The sequence below is a fragment of the Streptomyces sp. NPDC003300 genome, assembly GCF_040610915.1.
Taxonomy (GTDB): Bacteria; Actinomycetota; Actinomycetes; order Streptomycetales; family Streptomycetaceae; genus Actinacidiphila.
The window spans coordinates 69098-93922 of record NZ_JBEXNE010000007.1 but is presented as its reverse complement, the minus strand read 5'-3'; the positions used below and the strand labels follow the sequence as shown (position 1 = coordinate 93922).

23 protein-coding genes are annotated in these 24825 nt (G+C 71.5%); 13 read left to right on the top strand and 10 right to left on the bottom strand.

Going from position 1 to position 24825, the window contains the following annotated elements:
• Position 1: 1 nt before the first annotated feature.
• The gene (locus tag ABZX65_RS13045; RefSeq protein WP_355337474.1) at positions 2–502 is read right to left on the bottom strand and encodes a hypothetical protein; all 501 of its coding nucleotides are present in this window, start codon (positions 500–502) and stop codon (positions 2–4) included.
• A gap of 287 nt (positions 503–789) precedes the next feature.
• Here ABZX65_RS13045 and ABZX65_RS13040 point away from each other — a divergent pair, with 287 nt between their 5' ends.
• The 5 genes from ABZX65_RS13040 (at position 790) to ABZX65_RS13020 (ending at position 5201) form a co-directional block, all read left to right on the top strand.
• On the top strand, positions 790–1011 hold the full coding sequence (locus ABZX65_RS13040; RefSeq protein WP_317452509.1) for a hypothetical protein: 222 nt from the start codon (positions 790–792) through the stop codon (positions 1009–1011).
• A gap of 5 nt (positions 1012–1016) precedes the next feature.
• The gene (locus tag ABZX65_RS13035) at positions 1017–2360 is read left to right on the top strand and encodes a putative T7SS-secreted protein (RefSeq protein ID WP_355337470.1); all 1344 of its coding nucleotides are present in this window, start codon (positions 1017–1019) and stop codon (positions 2358–2360) included.
• 153 nt (positions 2361–2513) lie between these two features.
• Positions 2514–3395: a hypothetical protein gene (locus tag ABZX65_RS13030; RefSeq protein WP_355337467.1), complete on the top strand. Its 882-nt coding sequence runs from the start codon at positions 2514–2516 to the stop codon at positions 3393–3395.
• A 142-nt stretch (positions 3396–3537) separates the two neighbouring features.
• Positions 3538–4425 (top strand): hypothetical protein, encoded by an 888-nt coding sequence (locus tag ABZX65_RS13025; RefSeq protein ID WP_355337464.1) that lies wholly within the window; start codon positions 3538–3540, stop codon positions 4423–4425.
• A complete protein-coding gene (locus ABZX65_RS13020; protein WP_355337461.1) occupies positions 4422–5201 on the top strand; it encodes a hypothetical protein in 780 nt (259 codons plus the stop codon). Before ABZX65_RS13025 ends, ABZX65_RS13020 begins: the two co-directional genes overlap by 4 nt.
• A 117-nt stretch (positions 5202–5318) precedes the next feature.
• Here ABZX65_RS13020 and ABZX65_RS13015 read toward each other — a convergent pair whose 3' ends face one another.
• Both ABZX65_RS13015 and ABZX65_RS13010 read right to left on the bottom strand, forming a co-directional pair.
• Entirely contained in the window at positions 5319–6317 is a 999-nt protein-coding gene (locus ABZX65_RS13015) for an alpha/beta hydrolase (RefSeq protein ID WP_355337458.1), read from the bottom strand.
• Between the two features lie 341 nt (positions 6318–6658).
• A complete protein-coding gene (locus ABZX65_RS13010) occupies positions 6659–7351 on the bottom strand; it encodes a metal-dependent transcriptional regulator (RefSeq protein WP_188279958.1) in 693 nt (230 codons plus the stop codon).
• A 124-nt stretch (positions 7352–7475) separates the two neighbouring features.
• On the opposite strand from ABZX65_RS13010, the gene ABZX65_RS13005 reads away from it, so the two are divergent.
• On the top strand, positions 7476–8237 hold the full coding sequence (locus ABZX65_RS13005) for an SIS domain-containing protein (RefSeq protein WP_355337455.1): 762 nt from the start codon (positions 7476–7478) through the stop codon (positions 8235–8237).
• Between the two features lie 148 nt (positions 8238–8385).
• On the opposite strand, the gene ABZX65_RS13000 is transcribed toward ABZX65_RS13005, so the two are convergent.
• Entirely contained in the window at positions 8386–9735 is a 1350-nt protein-coding gene (locus tag ABZX65_RS13000) for a PAS domain-containing protein (RefSeq protein ID WP_355338052.1), read from the bottom strand.
• A 486-nt stretch (positions 9736–10221) separates the two neighbouring features.
• A complete protein-coding gene (gene pdxH, locus ABZX65_RS12995; protein WP_355338049.1) occupies positions 10222–10860 on the bottom strand; it encodes a pyridoxamine 5'-phosphate oxidase in 639 nt (212 codons plus the stop codon).
• Between the two features lie 364 nt (positions 10861–11224).
• Between pdxH and ABZX65_RS12990 the strand changes: the two genes are divergently transcribed.
• Together ABZX65_RS12990 and serC are read left to right on the top strand one after the other, a co-directional pair.
• Positions 11225–12325, top strand: a complete 1101-nt coding sequence (locus tag ABZX65_RS12990; protein ID WP_355337452.1) for a citrate synthase 2 — start codon at positions 11225–11227, stop codon at positions 12323–12325.
• 192 nt (positions 12326–12517) lie between these two features.
• The gene (gene serC / locus ABZX65_RS12985) at positions 12518–13636 is read left to right on the top strand and encodes a phosphoserine transaminase (protein ID WP_355337449.1); all 1119 of its coding nucleotides are present in this window, start codon (positions 12518–12520) and stop codon (positions 13634–13636) included.
• Positions 13637–13768: 132 nt separating this feature from the next.
• On the opposite strand, the gene ABZX65_RS12980 is transcribed toward serC, so the two are convergent.
• Positions 13769–14824: a hypothetical protein gene (locus ABZX65_RS12980; RefSeq protein WP_355337446.1), complete on the bottom strand. Its 1056-nt coding sequence runs from the start codon at positions 14822–14824 to the stop codon at positions 13769–13771.
• 47 nt (positions 14825–14871) lie between these two features.
• Here ABZX65_RS12980 and ABZX65_RS12975 point away from each other — a divergent pair, with 47 nt between their 5' ends.
• Entirely contained in the window at positions 14872–15552 is a 681-nt protein-coding gene (locus ABZX65_RS12975; RefSeq protein WP_355337443.1) for a GDSL-type esterase/lipase family protein, read from the top strand.
• A 103-nt stretch (positions 15553–15655) separates the two neighbouring features.
• The gene (locus ABZX65_RS12970; protein WP_355337440.1) at positions 15656–16651 is read left to right on the top strand and encodes an aldo/keto reductase; all 996 of its coding nucleotides are present in this window, start codon (positions 15656–15658) and stop codon (positions 16649–16651) included.
• A gap of 306 nt (positions 16652–16957) precedes the next feature.
• Here ABZX65_RS12970 and thpR read toward each other — a convergent pair whose 3' ends face one another.
• The 3 genes from thpR to ABZX65_RS12955 all read right to left on the bottom strand — a co-directional run bounded on the left by thpR (position 16958) and on the right by ABZX65_RS12955 (position 20071).
• Positions 16958–17551: an RNA 2',3'-cyclic phosphodiesterase gene (gene thpR / locus ABZX65_RS12965; RefSeq protein WP_355337437.1), complete on the bottom strand. Its 594-nt coding sequence runs from the start codon at positions 17549–17551 to the stop codon at positions 16958–16960.
• Positions 17552–17900: 349 nt separating this feature from the next.
• On the bottom strand, positions 17901–19430 hold the full coding sequence (locus ABZX65_RS12960) for an MFS transporter (protein WP_355337434.1): 1530 nt from the start codon (positions 19428–19430) through the stop codon (positions 17901–17903).
• Positions 19431–19630: 200 nt separating this feature from the next.
• Complete coding sequence (locus ABZX65_RS12955; RefSeq protein WP_355337431.1) at positions 19631–20071, bottom strand: MarR family transcriptional regulator; 441 nt, start codon at positions 20069–20071, stop codon at positions 19631–19633.
• Between the two features lie 144 nt (positions 20072–20215).
• Here ABZX65_RS12955 and ABZX65_RS12950 point away from each other — a divergent pair, with 144 nt between their 5' ends.
• Complete coding sequence (locus ABZX65_RS12950) at positions 20216–20467, top strand: ribbon-helix-helix protein, CopG family (protein ID WP_355337428.1); 252 nt, start codon at positions 20216–20218, stop codon at positions 20465–20467.
• On the opposite strand, the gene ABZX65_RS12945 is transcribed toward ABZX65_RS12950, so the two are convergent.
• The gene (locus ABZX65_RS12945; RefSeq protein ID WP_355338046.1) at positions 20437–21846 is read right to left on the bottom strand and encodes an NCS2 family permease; all 1410 of its coding nucleotides are present in this window, start codon (positions 21844–21846) and stop codon (positions 20437–20439) included. The genes ABZX65_RS12950 and ABZX65_RS12945 overlap by 31 nt on opposite strands.
• A gap of 173 nt (positions 21847–22019) precedes the next feature.
• On the opposite strand from ABZX65_RS12945, the gene ABZX65_RS12940 reads away from it, so the two are divergent.
• Positions 22020–22298 (top strand): DUF2530 domain-containing protein, encoded by a 279-nt coding sequence (locus ABZX65_RS12940; RefSeq protein ID WP_355337425.1) that lies wholly within the window; start codon positions 22020–22022, stop codon positions 22296–22298.
• Positions 22299–22328: 30 nt separating this feature from the next.
• Positions 22329–24824: an HAD-IC family P-type ATPase gene (locus ABZX65_RS12935; RefSeq protein WP_355337422.1), complete on the top strand. Its 2496-nt coding sequence runs from the start codon at positions 22329–22331 to the stop codon at positions 24822–24824.
• Position 24825 lies beyond the last annotated feature (1 nt).

Sequence of the window (24825 nt, the reverse complement as noted above, 5' to 3'; positions counted from 1 at the left end):
GTCAGCTGCTCGGCAGTCCCGTGCGGGAGAAGGTGTCGGTCGGGCCACCGGTCCAGCGCACGGTGAGGGTCTTGCCGTCACCGGTCAGTTCGCCGCGGCCGGAGGTGCGTTCCTTGTCGCCGTCCATGCAGGTCAGCGTCAGGCCGAGGCCGTCGCGGTCGGTGTAGGTGCCGCCGCACAGGTGGCTGCTGGTCAGCCCGGCCTTGCCCTTGCCGAGGACGAGTTGGACCTTCGTCGAGCCCTGCGTCGCCAGCCAGACGCCCTCGACGCCCTGCGTCGAGTCGCCGCCGACGACGGAGGAGGCGGTGGGACCGCCCGACGCGCCCGGCTCGGCCGACATGCTCGCCGCCGTGCCCGGAGTGCCGGTCGCGGACGCGCTCGCGCTCGCGGGCGGCGCCTTCTTCGCCTCGTTCCCGCCGCCACTGCCGCACCCGCTCACAGCGAGTGCGGTGACGACCGCCACCGCGGCGATTCCCGCTCCCGTGGACGTACGACGAAGCACCTGAACTCCCCCATGTCGCTGTCTGGACCCGGCGTCGGCAAGCTACCAGCAGGTCCCCGAAGCAGGCGTGGGTGAATCGGCGCACACACGCGACTGCCACAGGACCGTGACCAGTGGGCCATCGACGGCCCGCATACGCCTAATAGAGTAGGGGCCCTGAGATCCGCACGCGGCCCGCGGAATCTTACGTAATGCCGAGAAAGGGTTGATTTTCCATGGGGGACTTGCAGATCAACGGGACGGTGATGGGGGACTTGCGAAAGACGTTCTCCACCATTGCGGACCGAATGGACACGGTGAGCCGGGCGATGGGCAATGCCAACGGCGAGTCGGTCGGCGCGCCCAAGCTGATAGACGACGTCCACGACTTCGCCGACGACTGGCACTACGGCATCAAGCAGATCGGCCAGCACGCCGACACCGCGGTCCACATGATCGACCAGATCGGCAAGACCTTCGACGACGCCGACCTGCAACTCGCCAACTCCCTCAAGACCGGCGGGAAGTGACGGGCGTGACGCGCAGCTTTCCGCATCTGGGCTTCGACCCCACGCCCGGGGACGTCGAGCGCACCCGCTCACTGGCCCGGCAGATCGGTGATGTGCACACCGAGTTGAGCACCACGGTCTCCGAACTGGGCCGGCTCGACTGCGGTTACTGGAAGGGCGAGGCCGCCAGGGCCTTCATTTCTCACATCGACAGCGATGTCACCCCGTTGATCAAGAAGGCGCACGACTCCTTCGGCCGCGCGTCCAGCGCGCTGGGCCGCTGGGCCGAGCAGCTCCACGGCTTCCAGGCGGAGGCCGACACGCTGGAGCGGGAGGCCGCCACCAAGCAGGGCACGCTCGACCACGCGAAGACCGCGGCGGGCATCCCCACGGACAACAGCGTTCCGCACCCGCAGCCTCAGGCGTCCCCCGACCCGGACCCGGCTGCCGCGGCCGACGCGAAGAAGAAGCAGCAGGCCGTCACCGACGCGAACAACGCGCTGGACGGCGTGCGCCACCGCGCGGAAGAGCTGCACAACCGTTTCACCAGCGCCGCCAACGCGATCAGCCACGACCTGGACAAGGCCGGTGACATCGCCCCGGACAAGCCGGGCCTGTTCAGCCGCATGGTGCACGGCATCGAGGACGCCTGGAACGACACGATCCAGTGGGTCAAGGACCACGCCGACATGATCAAACTCATCGGCGACCTGCTCAGCGACCTCAGCGGCCTCCTCGGCGTGCTGGCCATCATCACCGCGCCCTTCGAGCCGCTGGGCGCGATCTTCGCCGCCGCGGCCGTCGTCACCAGCGCCGCCGCGCTGATCACCCACCTGATCGCCATGGCCGCGGGCGCCGACGTGAGCTGGATCAGCATCGGCTTCGACGCGCTGGGCGCGATACCCGGAATCGGCGCCTTCGCCAAGGGCGCCAAGGTCGCCGACGGAGCCATCGCCGCCACCCGCGCCGCCGAACTCGGCGAGGGATTCCGCGGAGTCACCACCATCAGCCGGAACTTCGTCGGCAAAGCGGGCGATTTCATCGCCGGCGGCAAGCAGATAAAGCTGTTCAAGAACGTCACGCTGGAGTTCGGCGGCCTCAAGACCGCCGGGCAGGTCATCTCCGACGGCAAGATCATCAATCGTATGCAGACGGTTTCCGAGCAGCTTTACCACGGTGGCCAGTTGATCGGTACGAAGGGCATCAAGATGGTCACCGGCGGCCGGGTGGCGATCGACGCGATGGGCAACGTGGGCCGCTCCATCGACGTGGGGCTCAAGCTCGCGCCGAAGCTCTACTCGATCCCGCAGCACATCGGCGAGGCCGTCCACCTCGGCGACCGCTTCGACCGGGCGGCCACCGCCAACTGACGACCGGCGCCGACCGGCGACCGCGTACGGTCGTATCCGCACGGCCGCCGCACGAGGGCTCCACGGCGACGTCGACAGCGACCCCGCACAGCGACTCAGCACAGCGACCCCGCACAGCGACTCCGCTCAGAGCCGACCGAAAGGCGCACGACGATGGACTGGTTCCCGGATCAGGACGAATCCACGCTGGTACGTACGCCGATCCGTTTCGCCACCGGTTACGCGCATCCGGTGGCGGGCTCGCGGTGGTTCCGGGACACCGAGCGGCGCGACATCCAGGCGGAGCTGCCGGGCTGGCCCGCCGGGCCGGAGTACACCCTGCACTCCAAGACGACGCAGAAGGTCGACCGGGTCGGCGGCGGGCTGCTCGGCGGCATCGTGACGGCGCTGCATGTCGCCGTCGAGGCGGTGACCGGCGGCAACTCGGTGCAGGTCGGCGGGGCGTCGCGGTCGGCGCCGCAGGACCCGGCGAACGAGTCCGAGGACTTCCCGGTGATGTGGGCCGCGCCGGGGACCGTCGCGCGTACCGTGCCGTGGCAGTTGGACCCCGCGCGCAGCCCGGAGCGCACCCGCGTGGACGCGGTCGTCACCGAACGCCGCTTCCTGCTGCTGGGCGTCGGGCCCGACCTCACGGCGTCCGCCACCGTCCTGTGGGAGACGCCCCGCGAGTCGGTGGGCGGCGCCGAGCAGTTGGCGTTCAGCGAGGGCGGGCACGATGTGCGCGTCACCTTCACCGACGGGTCGTGGGTGCGGCTGTCCACCGGAGCGGCCGACAAATTCGCCGGGGTGCTGGCCGAGCGGCGCAAGCCGCTGCCCGAGTCCGAACTGACCGCGGGACAGCGCGAGCGGCTGGCCCGTTTCGTCGGCGAACTGCCCGCCACGGCGCAGCCGCCGCGCGCCTTCCGGCTGGCCAGCGGCGCCGTCCTCGTCGAGTCCCAGGTCCCGGCGAAGGTCGGCAAGGGGCTGTTCGAGACCCACTCCGTCATCATGGGCGAGTCCGGCGAACCGGCCCGCCCGCAGCCCGGCGACCTCTGACCCCGACGGTCCTCGGCCGCCGTCCGAAGCCCCACCGCCCGAAACCCCACCGCCCGACGCCCCGCTGTCCAAGGCCCCGACGCCCGACGCCCCGACTCCCCTTGACGACCTCTGCCGTCCAGAACCTCTAGGCGAGACCACCATGACGACTCCCCCTCCGGACGCCACCACCCCGGAAACCCCCGCCGCGGCGGGCCCGACAGCCGCGGCGGACGACACCGGCCTCGAACTCCAGGCCGTCGAGATGTCGGACGTCCCCCCGCTGTCCTTCGTCGTCCCCGAGTCCTTCCACGGACTGCCGATCGCGGCCACCCCCGAGGAGCGCGCCGCGCTCGCCGAGGAGTTCGTACGGGAGATGTACCCGGAGGGCAACGACGACCTGTGGACGCCCGCCGCCCCGTACTACGCGGCGCTCGGCGAGGCGATGGGCGACCGGGGACTCGCGTACTCCGCGATGGGCCTGTTCTCCATCGACGAGGGCATAGCCCACTGCTCCTTCACGGTCGCCGCGATCGCCTCCGACCACCCCTCCCCCGAGGTCGCCGCGCTCGGCATCCGGGAGATCCTGGTCCGCGAGGAGACCAACGACGCCCGCTGGCTCGACCTGCCCTGCGGCCCCGCCGTCTCCTGCGTGACCCTGCGCGAATACGTCATCGGCGCCGAACTCACCGCCAGCGGCGAAGAGGTCAAGCTCCAGATGGGCCAGGTGCAGGTGTACGTGCCCTTCCCCACCGGCCCCTACACCGCGGTCTTCACCCTGGACACCGCGGCCGTCAACTACTGGGGCGAGTTCAGCGAGCTGACGATGGCCATCCTGCGCAGCGTCAGCTTCGCGGACGACGACGGCACCGTCGGCGACGGCACCGCAACGGCATCCGCGGCCGAGGACGGACCCGCAAGCGGGAACGGAAACGGGAACGGCCAGACCGTGACGCCGACCGGCCCCGGCGCGAGCACGGGCGCCGACACGGGCACGGGCCCCGGCACCGGCACAGCCACCGGCACGACCTCACCGCAGGCCGACCGATGACGGCGCCGCTTCCCGGCACGCCCCAGGACCCGGAAGCGGCAGGACCCCCCGCCGGACCCCCCACCGGATTCGCCCGCGTGTGGGAAGCGGGCCGGATCGGCTCCCCGACCCGCGGCGCCGCCTGGGCACGCTGCGCCGTCACCCTGCTGTTCACCGTGCTCGCCACCGTCGCGGTCGCGATCGGCTGGTCGCACGCCACCTACGCGGGCTCCTTCGCCGTGGCGGGCGTCGCCCTGATCGTGGTGACCGCCTCGGTCACCATGGTGCTGACGCTGTACTGGCTGCACGGCTCCATCGGTCAGGTCATGTGCGGTTTCCTCCTTCTGCTCTTCTGCATGTTCGTCGGTGGTTACGCCGTTTCCAGCGCGCTGTTCGCGGCGCGCGGTGAGGTGTCCACCGGTGTGATCACCGAGTACGCGAACCGCACGACGCTGCGTACGTCCTGGGAGTCGTGCCGGGTCCGGCTGGACAGCGGCGCCATGGTGGACCGGGAGATCCGCTGCGACCGGGCGTCGGTCGGCAAGCACGTCACCGTGACGCAGGACCCCTCCGGCATCGCCGCCCCCGCGTTCGGCGACCGCACCGACGGCTCGCCGGTCCTCTCCGGCTTCGTCGGCGGCGCCTTCCTCCTGCTCGTCCTCACGATCGTGCGCGCCACCGCCGTCGGTGAGCGCTACCGGCTGACCGGCGCCGCCAGCCCCGCCGAGGGCCCGAACCCCGGCTACTACCCGCGCCGGCTGGCCTCCCCCGACTACGGCTCCCGCGCCTCCGCCTGACCGACCGCCGACGCCTGCCCCACCGGCTGGGAGGCCGGGCGGCACCGCGGCCACCACTGCCTCCCCACCGGCACCCGCGACCCGCCGCCGGACGAACGCCCCCCGTACGCCCCGGTCTCAGCGGCTCTCCGCCGTCTGCGGCTCCGCCAGCGCGCCCCGCAGGAAGCCCTCGACCGCCTCGCACCACGCGTCGGGCTGGTCCCACGGGACGAGGTGACCGGCGTCCGGGATCTCCGCGTAACTGCCCCGGGGCAGCACCCGGACCATCTCCTGGGCCTCCGCGCGGCCCAGCTCGCCGTCGAGACCGCGGACGACGAGGGCGGGGCAGCCGACCCGCGCCAGCTCGTCCCAGTGGGCGTCACGTATCCAGGGGTCGCGGGAGCGCAGCAGATGGCGGGGCGCGTAGAGCGGGCGCCAGCCGTCGCCCCGCTCCTCCATGACCTCGGCGAAGAAGTCACCTCTGGCCGGATTCGGCGGATCGGCCCACGGGTCCTCCACGCCGAACCAGCGGCGCGCGTCGGCGAGCGTGTCGAAGGGCAGCGGCCAGGACCGCGTCCAGTCCTCCCACTCGCGCTGCCCGGCCTCGCCGAGCGCCGCCGCGCGCATGTCGCAGATGACCACCGCGGCCACGAGGTCGGGACGGCTCGCGGCGACCTGCCAGGCGGTGAGCGCCCCCATGGAGTGGCCGACCAGGGTGACCGGGCCGAGGTCGAGCTGTTCGACGGCGGCGACGGCGTCCGCCACGTACGCCTCCGGGGTGTACGGGCCCTCCGGCTTCGCGCTGCGTCCGTGGCCGCGCTGGTCGAGGGCGACGGCCCGGTAGCGCGAGGAGAGACGGCGGGCGGTCGGCGCCCAGTGCGAGGCGCGGCCGAGCAGGCCGTGCAGGAGGAGCACGCCGGGACGCCGGGCACCGGATTCGGGACCGGGCCCGGGACCGGCTCCGGAACGGGAAGGGGAGTCACCAGCGGAACGGGAAGCGGAACCGGCCCCGGAATCCACCTCGGCCGCGTAATCCCAGGCTGCGAGCCGGGCCCCGTCGGCCCCGATCACCTCGGTGCGCCGGGTCGTATGCCGCGTCGTGTGCCGAGCCGCCTGCCGCGTCGCGTGGCCGGCCATGTGCCCCACCCCCTTCCGTCGATCTCGTCCGTCCGGCCGCACGCTCGCGGCCGGCTCGTCCAGAACCCCCACGCTATCGAACTTTTATTCGAACAAGCTCGTCACGCGCCCAACACCGCTCTTTCGAGTGACAACGCTCAAGGATTGGCGGCTCAGGCCGAGGGGAGGACTTCTGCGGGGCGCGGCGCGCAGGGGAAGCGGGCCGCGGGAGGCACTCGGGAGGCTCGGGGTCCCGGGTCCTTCGAGGGGGTCCCAAGGGGAGGGACAAGGGGAGGAGGGGCCCCGACGCCGTTCGACGGCGCCGGGGCCCTCACCCTTCAGGAAGGCACGAAGCCGTGGGTCTACCGCTTGGCCACGAAGACGTGCGAGGCGATCTCGGCGTCCAGTTCGGCCGCCTCGCCGCCGCTGCCGACGAGCACTCCGCCCGCCGACGACGTGACGCTGACCACGGCGCCCGGCTGCACACCGGCCCGCCGCAGCGTGTACATCACCTGCGCGTCGGTCTGGATCGGCTCACCGATCCTGCGCACCACGACGCTCGCCCCGGCGGCGCCCGGCTGCAGCTCGTTGAGACTGACCATGCCGTCCTCCAGGAACGGATCGGCCTCGCCCTTCTCGCCCAGCTCCTCGAGTCCGGGAATCGGGTTCCCGTACGGCGACTCGGTCGGGTGGCGCAGCAGTTCGAGCACGCGCCGCTCCACCGCCTCGCTCATCACGTGCTCCCAGCGGCACGCCTCCGCGTGCACCTGCTCCCACTCCAGGCCGATCACATCGACCAGCAGGCACTCGGCGATGCGGTGCTTGCGCATCACGCGGGTGGCGGTGCGGCGCCCCTCGTCGGTCAGCTCCAGATGCCGGTCGTTGGCGACGTGCAGCAGCCCGTCGCGCTCCATCCGCGCCACCGTCTGGGAGACCGTCGGGCCGCTCTGGTCGAGCCGCTCGGCGATTCGGGCGCGCATGGGGACCACACCCTCCTCCTCCAGCTCCAGGATGGTGCGGAGATACATCTCCGTCGTGTCGATCAATCCGGACATGCGCGCCCCTCGTTTGTTCGTGCGTGGCCCTCAACCAATTCTGACCCATAGCGCCGACAACGGTCCCCGATCCGGTCGTCGCCCTTTCTTGACACCGGCTCGCGGGGGCCGCACGGTGATCCGCATGAGTGAGCCTCGCGAGTCCCTGGCCGACCGATACTTCGACGCCGCGATCACCCTTCTGCACCGGATCAGGGACGAGGAGGCCGCCGGGATCCAGGCCGCCGCGGACGCCGTCGCCGACGCCATCGCCGCGGACGGGCGGGTCTTCGTCTTCGGTGCCGGCCACTCCTCGCTGCCCGCCCAGGACGTGGTCTACCGGGCGGGCGGCCTCGCCCTCATCAATCTACTGGCTGTTCCCGGCGTCGTCGGCGTGGACGTGATGCCCGCCACCTTGGGCAGCGCCCTGGAGCGGGTCGACGGCCTCGCGGGCGCCGTCCTGGACACCAGCCCCGTGCGGCCGGGCGACGTCCTGTTCGTGATCTCCCTGTCCGGGCGCAACGCGCTGCCGGTCGAGATGGCGCAGAACGCCCGCGCCCTGGGCCTCACCGTGATCGGCGTCACCTCGGTCGCGTACGCCAAGGAGACGCGTTCCCGGCACGCCTCGGGCACCTTCCTCAAGGACCACTGCGACATCGTCCTCGACTCCAAGATCGCGGTCGGCGACGCGGAGCTGACCGACGACGCCATCCCCGCGCCCTTCGCCCCCGCCTCCACGGTCGTCATCAGCGCCCTGATGCAGGCCGTCGTCGCGACCGCCGCCACCGGGCTCGCCGCCCGCGGCGTCACCCCGCCCATGCTGCGCTCGGGCAACGTGGACGGCGGCCACGACTGGAACGGCCGGATCTTCGAGGAGTACCGGGAGCGGATCTTCTTCCGGCACTGACCGGCGACGGGCCACCCGCACCGGCCTTCCCACATCACCGACCGACGGCAGGCCGCCCGCACCGGCGCTCCGGCACCGACCGGCCGCAGGCCCGCCCGCACCGGCCTTCGTCCGCTGCCCGCCGACGCCCCGCGAAGGGCGTCGGCGCTCAGCGGTCCCCCGTCAGCCCCGCCAGGTCCAGCGCCATGGCGACCCGCGCCGCGACGTCCTCCGCGTACGCCGCGTCCGCCCGGTCGAAGAGCCTGCGGCCCGAGCCGCGCAGGAAGGTGAGCGCGCCGACCGTACGGCCCCTGCTGCGCAGCACCGTGGCCAGCCCGTGCACGGTCCCGGAGGGCCACCGCCTGGCCGCCGCCCACTCGTCGATCCGTTCACCGGTCGCCGGTTCGTCCGCCGTCAGCGCGCCGAAGCTGGCGCGTACGGTGCCGATCCGCTCCAGCGCCTGGAGGACGGGGTGGGCGACGTCGTAGCCGACCGGGATGGAGTTGTCCTCGGTGGCGTCGGCGGGACCGGGCTCGCCCGCCGGGGTCGCCGCGATCCGGATCAGGCGGCCCGCGTCGTCGGTGATGTCGACCAGGGCGTGGTCGGCGAATCCGGCCAGTGCGAAGTCGAGCTGCAAGGTCGCGGCCTCAAGGGCGCTCTCGCACTCGGCGGCGGCGCGGTCGGCGCGGTGGAGCTGCTGGTAGCGGAACCGCACCTGGGCCCCGTCCTTCTCCAGCGCCTTCTGCCGGGTGATGTCCAGGAAGAGCCAGCCCACGCCCAGCGGTACGGGTTCCTCGCCCAGCGGCGAACCGAGGCGGACGAATCCGCTGCGCCAGCAGTAGCGCCCGCCGGTCTCGTCGCCGCGCACGGTCACCCACAGGTCGGTGGTGGCGGGCGGCGCGCCCTCGGAGAGCACGTGCTGGAGTACGTTCTCCAACTCCTCGACGCCCTGGGCCAGCAGGTCGCCCAGCGGCCTGCCGAGCAGCGAGTCGCGGCCGGTGCGCAGCAGGCGGGCGGCGTGCGCGTTGACCACGGCGGGGCGCAGATCGGCGTCGATCAGTACCACACCCCATGAGGCGTCGGTGAAGAGCACTTCGCTGAGAGCGATCGACCGTTCCAGGTCGATCTGCGCGTGCACCTCGGAGAAGGCGCAATAGACGCCGCTCGGCTGCCCGTCGGCGCCCTGCACGGCCGCCGACTGGGTGCGGACGAGCACCCGGCGGCCGTCCTTGGTGACGAGCGCGAATTCGTGCACCTGGCGGCCGGGGCCGTCCATGGCGCCGAGCAGGCGTTCCTCGGTCTCGCGGGCGTCGGCCGTACGCGCCGCCCAGCCGGCGAATCCGTGCCGCCCGATCGCGTCCTGCGCGGTCCAGCCCAGGATGCGGACGGCTTCGGAGTTCCAGTGGGTGATCACGCCATGGCGGTCGAAGGCGCACAGGCCCGCTTCCATGCCGTCGAGGAGGGCGGCGAGCAAGTGCTCGTCGCCCTCGTGCCCGTCATGGGCCCCGTCCGGGGCAATGCCGTCGCCACCCCCCTGGCTCCCGTGGACTTCGCCACCGCTGTTGTCGCCACTGCCGCCGTCATCGAGCGGCTTTGATTGCGCGTCGAAAGGCTGCACGTCGCAACATTGAACTCTGGTGTGGGCTGCGTCACACGAGATTTCCATAAATAGGTTGTGCGGTTCCGGCCGGCTTCTTACTGTTGCGGGACACACGAAGGGAGGTGGTCTGACGCATGAAGTGCACTCGGACACGTGAGGTGGCTGCGGGCTAGCTCCGCGCACTGGGCGTGCGCGAAGCGCGCCAATCCCACGCAGTTCACCCGACCCGCGGGCTCGTCGGACTTGTCCGGCCGGTGCCCGGAGCCTCCTGGCTCCGGGGAGCAGCCCGCGGGTCGTTCGCGTTCCAGCAGGACCAGCGCTCCAGGACCAGCGCTCCAGGACCGGCCCTCAAGGACCGGCCTTCCGGGACCCACGCTCCAGCACCGGCGTTCCGGCACCCGCGTTTTACGGCGCCAGGCGCTCGATTCCCCATCCGCCGTCCGCACCGCGCGTATAGCGCAGCCGATCGTGCAGCCGGTTCTCCCGGCCCTGCCAGAATTCGACGGTGCGCGGCTCGACCCTGAAGCCGCCCCAGAACGGCGGTACGGGCACGTCCGTCCCTTCCGGCCAGCGCGCGCACAGCTCCGCGTAGCGCGCCTCCAGCACCTCGCGCGAGGCCACCACGGCCGACTGCTCGCTCGCCCAGGCGCCGATCCGCGAACCGTACGGGCGGCTGCGGAAATACGCCGCCGTCTCGTCCCGCGGCACGCGCGCCGCCGAGCCCCCGACGATCACCTGGCGGGCGATCGGATGCCAGGGGAAGAGCAGCGCCAGGTGCGGGTTGGCGGCCAGCTCGCGGCCCTTGCGCGACGCGTAATTGCTGAAGAAAACGAACCCGCGCTGGTCGTAGCCCTTGAGCAGGACCGTACGGGAGCTGGGTACGCCGTCGGCGTCGGCCGTGGACACCACCATGGCGTTGGGTTCGGCGAGCGCGCCGTCGTCCCGTGCCCGTACGGCGTCGGCGAACCAGCGGGCGAACTGCTCGTAGGGGTCGGCCGCCAGCTCCGGCTCGGTCAGTCCCGCGGCCCGGTACTGCTCGCGCATCGCCGCCGGGTCCGCGGCCGGGAGGGGCTGCACCTGGCGCTCTTCATGTGGTTGTCGCACGGGCACATCTTGCAGGACGGCGGGTCCCGGCGCCGACGTCCGCGAATGTGCCGGAACTCACGCTGTCCGGCGCGTCCGGCAGCAAGGAGAATGACCGGCCGGGGCCAGGTCCTGTCCGGCGGATCGTGGGACGGTCCAGGCTGATCCGGATGGAGCAGGGTGACAGCCCCTCGGGCGGGGCATGACCGTGGGGTCGGCCCGTCCGGCACACTCCCGCCCGCACACCCCCGGGCACCGTCGTCATCTCATTCATCAGGCACTGCCGCACCACCGCACTGTCGTGATCATCAAGAGGAGCCGCCTCATGTCCGACTTCGTACCCGGACTCGAGGGAGTCATCGCGTTCGAAACGGAGATCGCCGAGCCCGACAAGGAAGGCGGTTCGCTGCGTTATCGCGGTGTCGACATCGAGGACCTGGTCGGCCATGTGTCCTTCGGGAACGTGTGGGGCCTGCTGGTCGACGGGAAGTTCAACCCCGGTCTGCCGCCCGCCGAGCCCTTCCCCATCCCGGTGCACTCCGGCGACATCCGGGTGGACGTGCAGTCCGCGCTCGCCATGCTCGCCCCGGTGTGGGGTCTCAGGCCGCTGCTGGACATCGACGAGGCGGAGGCGCGCGACGACCTGGCGCGCGCCGCGGTGATGGCGCTGTCGTACGTCGCCCAGTCCGCGCGCGGCCAGGGGCTGCCCATGGTGCCGCAGAAGGAGATCGACAAGGCGCACTCCATCGCCGAGCGGTTCATGATCCGCTGGCGCGGCGAGCCCGACCCCAAGCACGTCGCGGCGGTGGACGCGTACTGGACGTCGGCGGCCGAGCACGGCATGAACGCCTCCACCTTCACCGCCCGGGTCATCGCCTCGACCGGCGCGGACGTCGCCGCAGCGCTGTCCGGCGCGGTCGGCGCCATGTCGGGCCCGCTGCACGGCGGCGCGCCGTCCCGCGTCCTCGGCATGATCGAGGAGATCGAGCGGACCGGGGACGCGGAGGCGTACGTGAAGGCCGCCCTCGACAAGGGTGAGCGCCTGATGGGCTTCGGCCACCGCGTCTACCGCGCGGAGGACCCGCGGGCGCGCGTGCTGCGGCGTACGGCGCGCGAGCTGGGCGCGCCGCGCTACGAGGTCGCGGAGGCGCTGGAGAAGGCGGCGCTCGCCGAGCTGCACGCCCGCCGCCCCGACCGGGTGCTCGCCACGAACGTCGAGTTCTGGGCGGCGATCATGCTGGACTTCGCGGAGGTCCCGGCGCACATGTTCACCTCGATGTTCACCTGCGCCCGTACGGCCGGCTGGTCCGCGCACATCCTGGAGCAGAAACGTACCGGCCGCCTTGTCAGGCCCTCGGCGCGCTACGTGGGGCCCGGTGTCCGCGGACCGCGGGACATCGAGGGTTTCGCGAGCATCGCGCACTGAACCGCGGCGCATTTCGGCGCAGGGCGCGGGAGGGCCGTCGGGCCGGTCCTCGCGCGCCCCTTCGCTGTTTCGCGCGCCGGTGCGCGACGTGGGGCCAGGTGCCCGGCCGGCCGGGGCGCACACCCTGTGTGACACCGTCTCACCCGATGGAACGCTCCCGGAAACACGCCCGTGACGGACTACGCTGCGACCGTGGCCGATATCGAGATTCCCGCTGACATCAAGCCCGCCGACGGACGATTCGGGGCGGGCCCCTCCAAGGTGCGGACGGAAGCGCTCGAAGCGCTGGCCGCGACCGGGACGTCCCTGCTCGGTACCTCCCACCGGCAGGCGCCGGTGAAGAACCTGGTGGGCCAGGTCCGCCAGGGAGTCAAGGAGCTCTTCTCGCTGCCCGACGGCTACGAGGTGGTGCTCGGGAACGGCGGCTCGACCGCGTTCTGGGACATCGCCACGCACGGGCTGATCGACAGCAAGTCGCAGCACTTGTCCTTCGGCGAGTTCTCGTCGAAGTTCGCGAAGGCGGCGCAGCTCGCGCCGTGGCTCCAGGAGCCGACGATCGTGAAGTCGGAGCCGGGTACGCACCCGGAGCCGGTCGCCGAGGCGGGCGTCGACGTATACGCCTTCACGCACAATGAGACGTCCACGGGTGTCGCGGCGCCGCTGCGCCGGGTCGCGGGCGCGGACGCCGGGGCCCTGGTCCTGGTGGACGCCACCTCGGGCGCGGGCGGTCTGCCCGTCGACATCACCGAGACGGACGTCTACTACTTCGCGCCGCAGAAGAACTTCGCGGCCGACGGCGGCCTGTGGGTCGCCGCCTTCTCCCCCGCCGCGCTGGAGCGGGCGGCCTCGGTCGCCGCGTCCGGGCGGCACATCCCGGCGTTCTTCGACCTGCCGACGGCGATCGACAACTCGGTGAAGAACCAGACGTACAACACCCCGGCGCTGTCGACGCTCTTCCTGCTCAAGGAGCAGCTCGAGTGGATCAACGGCCAGGGCGGTCTGGAGTGGGCGGTCAAGCGCACCGCCGACTCCGCGTCGCGGCTGTACGGCTGGGCGGAGAAGTCCTCCTTCGCGACGCCGTTCGTGGCGGACCCCGCGCAGCGCTCGCAGGTCATCGGCACCATCGACTTCGAGGACGGCGTCGACGCGGCGGCCGTCGCGAAGGTGCTGCGGGCCAACGGGATCGTGGACACCGAGCCGTACCGCAAGCTGGGCCGCAACCAGCTCCGGGTCGCGATGTTCACGGCCGTCGACCCGGCCGACGTCGAGGCGCTGACCGCCTGCATCGACTACGTCATCGGTCAGCTCTGACCGCTGCCACACATACGGCAACCGCGACCCCGGCCAGGCAGGACGGCCGGGGTCGCGGCATACCGTCGTATTGTCGGCCCGCCCATCCCGCTCGTACCGCCCGTACGCCCGTACCGCCGCGCCCAGTCGGCGTCAGTCGCGGTGGCGTTCCCGGTTGCGGCGCAGCAGCTTGCGGGCGCCCACGCCGATGGCGCCGATCACGGCGAGCACCCCGATGCCCACGACCCTGCTGCCGGTGCTCGTGGTGCCGGTGTCCTTGGCCGTGCCCGGTGAGGCCCCGGGAGAGGCTGCGGAAGAGGCTTGAGAGCCCTTGTGGTCGTCCGCCGACGCGCTCGCCGAGGCGGCCACGCTGTCGGGCAGTTCGTCGCCGCTGAGCGGCGCGCGCCACACGTCGCTGTTCTTGCCCTCGCTGCCGAACATCAGATTCCGGCCGTCGGTGGTGAAGGTGACGGACTCGCCCTGCCGTTGCATGGGGACGTCGAGGCTGCCGATCTTGTGCGGGGCCCCGTCGGCCCAGCGGTAGCCGGTCGCCCCGAGGTAGCCGCGCAGCACCAGTCGGGTGCCGTCGGGCGAGAAGGCGCCGTCGGTCACCCAGGGGACGTCGGCTATGCGGTGGAAGGTGTTGACGCCGCCCGCGCTGAGGTCGGCCGGACCGGCGTAAAGCGCGCCGCCGTCCTGATCCTTGCTGGCGATGTACACCCGGCCCGTCTTCGGATGCACCATCAGGGCCTCGGCGTTGCGGGGTCCCGCGTCGTAACGGACGGTGTAGCGGGTGACGTCGACGGTGCGGTCGCCGAGCTGCTTCGGCTCGGGGAAGCGGTAGATCCAGACCTCGGGCCAGGTGCCGCCCAGATTGTCGCCGATGTCGCCCACGTAGAGGTCGCCGTCGGGGCCCAGGGAGATCGCCTCCACGTCCCGCGCGTGGATGCCGCGCATGGTCACCCTGGCCATGGTCTTGCCGGTGGCCGAGTCGACGGCGTAGACGTACGGGCCGTCGTCGCTGTCGTTGTGCGTCCAGTACACGCCGGGGTGGAGGCGGCTGGCGGCCAGGCCGCTGGACTCGGTGATCCGCGGGTCGCGGAGGGAGAAGGCGACCGAGGGGCCGCTGTCGGCGACGGCGGGTACGGCGGTGCCGCAGGCCAGGGCCACGGCGGCGCACGCGGCGGCCGTCAGGAGATACGCACGCATGCACCCCAGTGTCCCTGGTCGGCGGGCGGTCGGGGATGATGCCCGGCATGCGTTACCTATTCGTCGGCGACTCCATGACCGTGGGCGCCGCGGGCGACTACACGTGGCGCTACCGCATGTGGCAGCACCTGAACGAGCTGGGCGAGCCGTTCACAGTGGTGGGGCCGCGCACCACGCTGTACGACACGGCGGCCGGCGCGGCCGTCTCCTCCGACTACGCCGACCCGTTGTTCCCGGAGCGGGCCAGGCGGCATCTGGCGGGCTGGGGCGAGGGCTGGCACCACATGGTGCCGATGATCGGCGACGTCGTACGGGAGCACCGCCCGGACGTGCTGCTGATATCGCTCGGCCTGATCGACCTCGGCTTCTACACCGACGCCGAGCAGACCGCGCGCAATGTGGAGCGGTTCATCGCGGCGGCCCGCGCGGCGGGCCCCGAACTGCGGATGGTGCTGCTGCCGGTCATCCCCAACACCAGGGCCGATCTGGATCCGGGCTTCGCGGACCAGTGCGCGGAGCTGAACACCCGCATGGCGAAGGCGGTCGCCGAGCACGACTCGCCCGCCTCGCCGCTGCTGCTGGCCTCCCGCCCCGAGGGGTACGACATCCTGCTCCACACCTATGACGGCACCCATCCCAACGCGGCGGGCGAGCACAAATTGGCGGCGGCTTTCGCGGACGCGATGTACCAGGCGTGGGACATCGGGGCGCCCTACAACGAGTACTGAGCCGAACGGCGCCAGGACCGCGGGCCGAACGGCGGACGACGCCGCGGGTGCCCCCCGGATTGCCCCTTGATTCGAGCGCACTCCAAGAGCTTGGCTGAACGCCATGGAGTACACACAGCTCGGACGTACCGGCCTCAAGGTCAGCCGTCTGGTTCTCGGCACGATGAACTTCGGCCCGGAGACGGATGAGGCGGACAGCCACTCGATCATGGACGCGGCCCTCGCGGCGGGCGTCAACTACTTCGACACCGCCAACGTCTACGGCTGGGGTGAGAACAAGGGCCGCACCGAGAAGATCATCGGCACCTGGTTCGCCAAGGGCGGCGACCGCCGCGACAAGACGGTGCTGGCCACCAAGGTGAACGGCTACATGGGCACCGACGACGAGCCCTGGCCGAACCACGACAAGCTCAGCGCGCTCAACATCCGGCGCGCCGTCGAGGCCAGCCTCAAGCGGCTGAACACCGACTACATCGACGTCTACCAGTTCCACCACGTCGACCGGGACACTCCGTGGGAGGAGATCTGGCAGGCGATCGACGTCCTGATCCAGCAGGGCAAGATCCTCTACGCCGGGTCGAGCAACTTCGCGGGCTGGCACATCGCGCAGGCCAACGAGGCGGCGGCGCGGCGCGGTTCGCTCGGTCTGATCACCGAGCAGTGCCTGTACAACCTGGCGGAGCGGCGGGCGGAGATGGAGGTCATCCCGGCGGCGCGGCACTACGGCCTCGGCGTGATCCCCTGGTCGCCGCTGAACGGCGGTCTGCTCGGCGGCGCGCTGCGCAAGCAGCGCGAGGGCGGCGGCGCGCGTTCCACCAGCGGGCACACCGCGAAGGCGCTCCAGGACGGCAAGCTGCGCGACCAGGTCCAGGCATACGAGGACCTGTGCGACAAGCACGGCCTCCAGCCCGGTGACGTCGGTCTCGCCTGGCTCCTCACCCGTCCGGGTGTGACCGGTCCGATCGTCGGCCCGCGCACCCAGGACCAGCTCGACTCGGCGCTGCGCGCGCTGGAGCTGGAGCTGTCGGAGGAGTTCCTGGCGGCGCTCGACGAGATCTTCCCCGGTCCTGGGCCCTCCCCGGAAGCCTTCGCCTGGTAGGTCCCGGCACCGAGGGAACCCAGAGGAGCCCGGAGAAACACGGCGGAGCCCGGAGAAACACGGCGGAGCCCGGAGAAACACGGCGGGTACGGCGGGCGCGGCGCTCGGAACAGCCGCGGCGGCCGTGCCCGCCGAGCCGTGATCCGGCCCGGACGGCCGGGTGGTGTGGACGGACGGTCCGGGGTGCCGCCGCGGGTCAGCCCAGCGCGGCGGCGACGACCACCACCACGAGCATCAGGACGAAGGCGGCGGTCATCACACGAGTACGGGTCTTGGGGTCCACACCCCGAGGTTAACCGGCCCCGGTCACCCCTCCGGCCGGTGGGCCGCCGGGCGGCCCAGCCGCCAGGACTCCTGCGTCGTGTAGCGGGGCTGCTCGCCGGGGACCCCGGAGCGCGGCAGGGCGCTGCTGACCAGGTGGAGGGTGTCGGCGCTCCAGGCCGCCCCGTGGAGGGCGGCGAGGGCGTCGGCGAAGGGCCGCAGGCTCACCGCGTGGCCGCGCTGGGTGCGGGCCAGGGTGAGATGGGGCCGGAAGGCGTGCTCCGCGTCGGGTGGCGCGCCCGCCCGCCGGGCCGCGGCCCGTACGGAGCCGGCCAGCGCGGCGAGACCGGTCAGGTCGCCGTCGGCGCCCGCCCACAGCGCGCGGTCGCCGAACCGGCCGCCGCCGGACAGCCGCAGTGCGCAGGGTTCGTGACGGGCGGCGGCCCGGCCGAGGCGTTCCGCCAGCTCGGGTCTGACGGGGTCGGCCACCTCGCCGAGGAAGGCGAGGGTGAAGTGCCAGCTCTCCCGGGCGGTCCAGCGCAGCGCCGAGGCGTCGGGCAGACGCCTCAACGGGCCGACCGCGTCGGCCAGTTCGTCGGCGACGAACGGTGGCGGCAGCAGCGCGACGAAGAGCCTCACGGCACCGGCCGTACCGGGACCGGGCGAGCCGTGGCCCAGCGAGCCGTGACCGGGCGGCGGCCCGGAACACGCCGGGCCGGAGCGAGGCGTGCCACAAGCAGACGTGCCGTAACCAGCCGTGCCCGAACCGACCGGGCCGGAGCGAGGCATGCCGTAGGCAGACGTGCCCGAACCGACCGGGACGGAACTGACCGTGCCGGAACCGACCCGGCGGGGGCCGCCGCCTGCACCGGTCCCGTGAGCCCGCGCGGGCTCATACGGGCCGCGCCTGGGACCGGGTCCGGGACTGAGCCTGGGACCGGTCCCGCGCCTGGGCAGCCGCCCGCACCGGCTCCGTGAACCCGCGCGGTCATACGGCCGGGGTGAGCCGGGGTGCCGACTCGTCGCCCTGAGGCTGGGTCTGAGGCCGCGCCTGGGACTGAGACCGGTCCCGCGCCTGGGACGTGGCCCGCGCCTGGCCCTGAGGCGTCGGCGTCTTCGCGTCCGGGCCGGGCGCCGGAGCGCCCTCCCCCGCCGCCTCCGGCGCGTCCTCGGCGTCCACGTCGCCGGTGACCGGCTCGCGGGGCACGAAGGAGAGCAGGGGCCGGCCCTTGGTCCTGCCGCGGCGCAGGTTCAGACGGGGCCGGAGGCCCCCGATCCGCGCCAGGACGATGGCGACGGCCACCGCGGCCGCCGCGGAGATCAGGCCGCCGGACAGGAAGCCGACGCGGGCGCCGTAGGTGTCGGTCACCCAGCCCATCACCGGACCGCCGATCGGGGTGCCGCCGACGAAGACCATCATGTACAGGCTCATCACCCGGCCGCGCATGACGGGTTCGGTGGCGAGCTGGACGGTGGCGTTGGCCGTCGTGTTGAAGGTCAGGCCGAAGATGCCGATCGGGACCAGCAGGACGGCGAAGATCCAGAAGGCGGGCGCCACGGCCGCGGCGGCCTCCAGCAGCCCGAAGACGCAGGCCGCGGCGACCAGCATGCGCAGCCGGGTACGGGTGCGGCGGGCGGCGAGCAGCGCGCCGAGCAGGGAACCGGCCGCCATCAGGGTGTTGAGCAGGCCGTAGGTGCTGGCGCCGCTGTGGAAGACCTGGTTGACGAAGGCGGAGAGCCAGATCGGGAAGTTGAAGCCGAAGGTGCCGATGAAGCCGACCAGGACGATCGGCCAGATGAGGTCCGGCTTGCCCGCCACGTAGCGCAGGCCCTCGCGGAGCTGGCCCTTGCCGCGGGGCACGCGGTCGACCCGGTGCAGCTCGGAGGTGCGCATCAGCAGCAGGCCGACGAGCGGGGCCATGAAGGACAGGCCGTTGAAGAGGAAGGCCCAGCCGCTGCCGACGGCCGTGATCATCACACCGGCGACGGCGGGGCCGATCAGGCGCGCGGACTGGAAGTTCGCGGAGTTGAGCGAGACCGCGTTGCGCACATGGCTCGGGCCGACCATCTCCATGACGAAGGTCTGCCGCGCGGGGTTGTCGATCACGGTGACCATGCCGAGCAGGAAGGCGATCGTGTAGACGTGCCAGACCTGGACGACACCGCTGAGGGTGAGGGCGGCCAGCAGGAGTCCCAGGAGGCCGAGTACGGCCTGGGTGAGGATCAGGATCTGCCGCTTGGGGTAGCGGTCGGCGATGACGCCGCCCCAGAGGCCGAAGAGCAGCATCGGCAGGAATTGCAGCGCGGTGGTGATGCCCACCGCGAAGGACGAGCCGGTGATGCTGAGCACCAGCCAGTCCTGGGCGATCCGCGACATCCAGGTGCCGGTGTTGGACACCACGGCGCCGGTCGCGAAAAGCCGGTAGTTGCGGACCTTGAGCGAGCTGAAGGTGCTCGTCCTGCCGTCCGCGGGTCGGTCAGGTTCGGTTGCGGTGCCTGGTCCGGCTGCCGAACTCAATCGGGTCTCGCCTCCCCTTCAACAGGTGGTCGGTCATGCTGTCCGATGGCTCGCGCGGCACAGGTGTCGTACGGGTCATACAGCTCGTGCGGTGCATACGGTCGTGCGGTTCGTGCTGGTCGTGCTGGTCATGCAGGTCCTACGGTTCGTGCAGGTCATACGGTCATACGGTTCACGCGCGTCGTACGACGTCCTACCGGTCACAGGTGAGCGAGCTTCTCCAGGACGGGAGCCGCCTCGCGGAGCACCGCGCGCTCCTCGTCGGTCAGCCCCTCGGTGAGCCGGGCCAGCCAGGCGTTCCGCGTGTCGCGGGCGTCGGCGAGGATCGCCTCGGCCTGCTCGGTCTGGCTCACCACGACCTGGCGCCGGTCGTCGGGGTGCGGTTCCCGGCGGACCAGCCCCTTGGCCTCGAGCATCGCCACGATGCGGGTCATCGACGGCGGCTGCACGTGTTCCCTGCGGGCCAGTTCGCCAGGGGTGGCGGACCCGCAGCGGGCCAGGGTGCCCAGCACCGCCATCTCGGTCGGGCTGAGCGTCTCGTCGACACGCTGGTGGCGCAGTCGGCGGGACAGGCGCATCACCGCGGAGCGCAGCGAATTCACCGCGGCGCGGTCGTCCTCGGACAGTTCGGTCACGTTCATTAGGTTAGCTCATTAGCTAATCTAAGTAAAACTTGGCCAAGCGGGACCCCACTCAACCCTCATGTGCCCTTATCTCACCCATACGGGTGAGATGGCCGCCGAAAGCCCCCCGCGGCGGCCCCCCGTCCGGGGACCTTTGGGCGTATGGCATCGAGAGTGCTCAGCCTCCGCATAGACGCAGACCTGTGGGACCGGATCCGCGACCATGCCGCCAAACGCGGAATGAGCGCCCAGGACTATGTGGTCCAGGCGCTCATCCGTGACGACTTCGACGAACGGTTCAAGACGGCCGTCGACGAGACGGAGCGGTTCTACGGGCAGGACGGGCCGCTGAGCGGACCCGCCCCCACCCCTCAGGCACCGGCTCAGAGCAGGCCGAGCGCGGGCATCAGGTAGTAGAAGGCGAAGACCGCGGCCACGGCGTAGAGCGCGACCGGCACCTCGCGCCAGCGGCCGGCGGCCAGCCGCAGCAGGCAGAAGCTCAGGAAGCCGATGCCGATGCCGTTGGTGATCGAGTACGTGAACGGCATCATCACCATGGTCAGGAACGCCGGCACCGCGATGGTGAAGTCGCTCCAGTCGATCTCCCGGACCGAGCCCGCCAGGATCAGGAAGCCGACCGCGACCAGGGCGGGCGTGGCCGCCTGGGCCGGGACCATGGTGGCCAGCGGTGTGAAGAACAGCGCGAGCACGAACATCAGACCGGTCACGATGCTGGCGAGACCGGTCCTGGCGCCCTCGCCGACGCCCGCCGTGGACTCCACGAAGCAGGTGTTGGCGGACGAGGAGGAGGCGCCGCCGACGGCGGTGGCGATGCCGTCGATCATCAGCACCTTGTTGATGCCGGGCAGGTCGCCCTTCTCGTCGAGCAGATCCGCCTCGTCGCTGACGCCGAGGATGGTGCCCATCGCGTCGAAGAAGCAGGACAGCAGCACGGTGAAGACGAAGAGCACGCCGGTCAGGATGCCGACCTGGTGGAAGCCGCCGAAGAGGCTGACCTTGCCGACGAGGCCGAAGTCGGGGCTGGCGACCGGATTGCCGGGCCACTTGGGAACGGTGAGGCCCCAGTTGGCCGCGGGGATGTCGGCGACGGCGTCCACGATCACCGCGAGGACCGTCATCGCGACGATGGAGATCAGGATCGCGCCCGCGACCTTGCGGATGATCAGCGCCAGAGTGAGCAGCGTGCCGAGGATGAAGATCAGCACGGGCCAGCCGTTGAGGTGGCCGTCGGAGCCGAGCTGGAGCGGCACGGTGGTGTGAGCGGCGTCCGGGATACGGGTGACGAAGCCGGAGTCGACCAGGCCGATCAGCATGATGAACAGGCCGATGCCGATCGCGATGCCCTTGCGCAGGCCGAGCGGCACCGCGCTCATCACGCGCTCCCGCAGCCCGGTGGCGACCATGATCATGATCGCGAAACCGGCGAGCACGACCATGCCCATCGCGTCCGGCCAGCTCATCTTGGGCGCGAGCTGGAGGGCGACGACGGTGTTCACACCGAGCCCGGCGGCGAGCGCGATCGGCACATTGCCGACCACGCCCATCAGCAGGGTGGTGAAGGCGGCGGTGATCACGGTCGCGGTGACGAGCTGGCCGCCGACCAGGTGGTGGCCGTACTTGTCCACGGCGGTGCCGAGGATGATCGGGTTGAGCACGATGATGTACGCCATCGCGAAGAACGTGGCGAGACCGCCGCGAATCTCCCGCGGGATGCTGGACCCGCGCTCGGAGATCCGGAAATAGCGGTCAAGGCCGGGGGCGGCGGGCGGCATACGGGTCCTCAAGGTGCTCAGCTTGGATGATCATACGAACAAATTCGGCCAGCGCGTGGCTGCTTCAGTATGAATAAACAACTTGTCAAACGCCATCTGCGCGCGTAGATCCTTGAACCGCACGGCCGCCACCACCTCGCGGGCGCCGCGACCGGCCCCCTTACGATGGGCGCATGAGCAGCAACCGGACCCCCCTGCGCGAGGCCCCAGAGCCGCTGGAGGCCAACGATGTGGCCACTGTCACAGTCGGCACGATCATCTGGGCCGTGCTGTTCGTCGTGCAGCTCCCCTTCTACGGCTGGTACGCGGATCACGGCCATACGTGGCTGATCTGGACCTGTCTGGCGGGTGCGGGGCTCGGGCTGATCGGCCTGAAATACGTCACCGCGCGGCGGGCCGCGATCCGTCGCGCCGCCGCGGCGCGCGGTCAGGAAGGGACCTCCGCCGGGTAGAAGCGCCGGGCGCCACGTACCGTCGGACCCATGACGGAACGCACGGACACGGAGGTCGTCACCCGGAAACCGGGACTGACCGGCGGCGAGGTCGCGGAACGCGTCGCGCGCGGCGAGGTCAATGACGTACCGGTACGCTCCTCCCGCTCAACTTCCGAGATCGTCCGGGCGAATGTCTTCACCCGGTTCAACGCGATCATCGGCTTCCTTTTTCTGATCATTTTGGTGGTCGGTCCGATCCAGGACGGCCTCTTCGGTTTCGTGATCGTCGCCAACACCGCGATCGGCATCATCCAGGAGCTGCGCGCCAAGCGGACCCTGGACAGCCTCGCCGTGATCGGCGAGTCCAAGCCCTCGGTGCGCCGTGACGGTGCGTCGGCCGAGATCCACACCTCGGAGATCGTCCTCGGCGACCTCATCGAGTTGGGCCCCGGTGACAAGGTCGTCGTGGACGGCGTCATCGAGGAGGCCGACGGCCTGGAGATCGACGAGTCGCTGCTGACCGGTGAGGCCGACCCCGTGCTCAAGCACGCCGGGGACCAGGCGATGTCGGGCAGCTTCGTGGTGGCGGGCGGCGGTGCCTTCACCGCCACCAAGGTCGGCCGGGAGGCGTACGCGGCGCAGCTCGCCGACGAGGCGTCCCGCTTCACGCTGGTCAACTCCGAGCTGCGCAACGGCATCAGCCAGATCCTCAAGTACGTGATGTGGATGATGGTGCCGACCGCGGTCGGCCTGATCATCAGCCAGTTCACGGTGGAGAGCCACGACGGCAGCGAGGCCGTCCGCCGTACGGTCGGCGGCATCGTGCCGATGGTGCCGGAGGGCCTGGTGCTGCTGACCTCGGTGGCCTTCGCGATCGGCGTGATCCGGCTGGGCCGCAAGCAGTGCCTGGTCCAGGAACTGCCCGCGATCGAGGGCCTGGCCCGGGTGGACATCGTCTGCCTGGACAAGACCGGCACCCTCACCGAGGGCGGCATGGACGTCTCGGACCTGCGCCCGCTGGACGGCGCTGACCGCGACTACGTCGCCCGCGTCCTGTCCGCGCTCGGCGCCTCCGACCCGCGCCCCAACGCCAGCCTCCAGGCCATCATCGACGCCTACCCCCGGCCGGGCGGCAGCGCTTCGAAGGACGGCTCCAAGGCAGGCTCCGAGGACAGCGACCAGGACAGCGCCCAGGACAGCGACCAAGTCGGCGACCGGGACGACAGCGCCGCCAAGGACACCGCCGCGGACGGCGGTTGGCGCTGCACCGAGGCGCTGCCCTTCAGCTCGGCCCGCAAGTACAGCGGCGCCGCCTTCAACGAGCCCGACGGCACCAGCAGTACGTGGCTGCTCGGCGCGCCCGACGTGCTGCTGCCCACCGGGCACGGCTCGCTCGCCGAGATCGACCAGCTCAACAACGAGGGCCTGCGGGTGCTGCTGCTGGCCCGCACCGACCGCCCGCTCGACGACCCGCGGGTGGCCGAGACCGTCACCCCGTACGCGCTGGTCGTCCTCGAACAGCGGCTGCGGCCCGACGCCGGGGACACGCTGCGGTACTTCGCCGAGCAGAATGTGCAGACCAAGGTCATCTCCGGCGACAACGCGGTGTCGGTCGGCGCGGTCGCCGGCAAGCTCGGGCTGCCGGGCGCGGACGCCCCGGTGGACGCCCGCCAACTGCCCACCGACCAGGACGAGATGGCGCAAGTGCTGGAGGACGGCGCCGTCTTCGGGCGGGTCACGCCGCAGCAGAAGCGGGACATGGTCGGCGCCCTCCAGTCCCGCGGGCACAACGTGGCGATGACCGGCGACGGCGTCAACGACGTACTCGCCCTCAAGGACGCCGACATCGGCGTGTCCATGGGGTCGGGTTCCGAGGCCACCCGCGCGGTCGCGCAGATCGTGCTGCTCAACAACAGCTTCGCGACGCTGCCTTCGGTGGTCGCCGAGGGCCGGCGGGTGATCGGCAACATCACCCGGGTCGCCACGCTGTTCCTCACCAAGACGGTCTACTCCGTGCTGCTCGCGGTGCTCGTGGTGTGCTGGCAGGTGCCGTACCCCTTCCTGCCGCGGCACCTCACGCTGCTGTCCACGCTCACCATCGGCGTGCCCGCCTTCTTCCTGGCGCTCGCACCCAACAAGGAGCGGGCCAAGCCGCATTTCGTCCGGCGGGTCATGCGGTACTCGACCCCCGCGGGGATCATCTGCGGGCTCGCGGCGATGCTGTCGTACCTGCTGGCCCGGCACCACTACTCCGGCAGCGGGGCGCTGGACGCCGAGACCAGCGCGGCCACGCTCACGCTGTTCCTGCTGGAGGTGTGGGTGCTGGCGATCGTGGCCAGGCCCTACACCTGGTGGCGGATCGCGCTGGTGCTGGCGATGGGCGTCGGCTTCCTGATCGTGCTGGTCGTCCCGTGGCTCCAGTCCTTCTTCGCGCTGAAGCTGGTGGGCGCGCAGATGCCGTGGACGGCCGTCGGTATCGCGGTGGCGGGCGGACTGGTGCTCGAAGTGGTGTGGGGGTGGGTGCGCAGGCGCGACACGGCGTGAG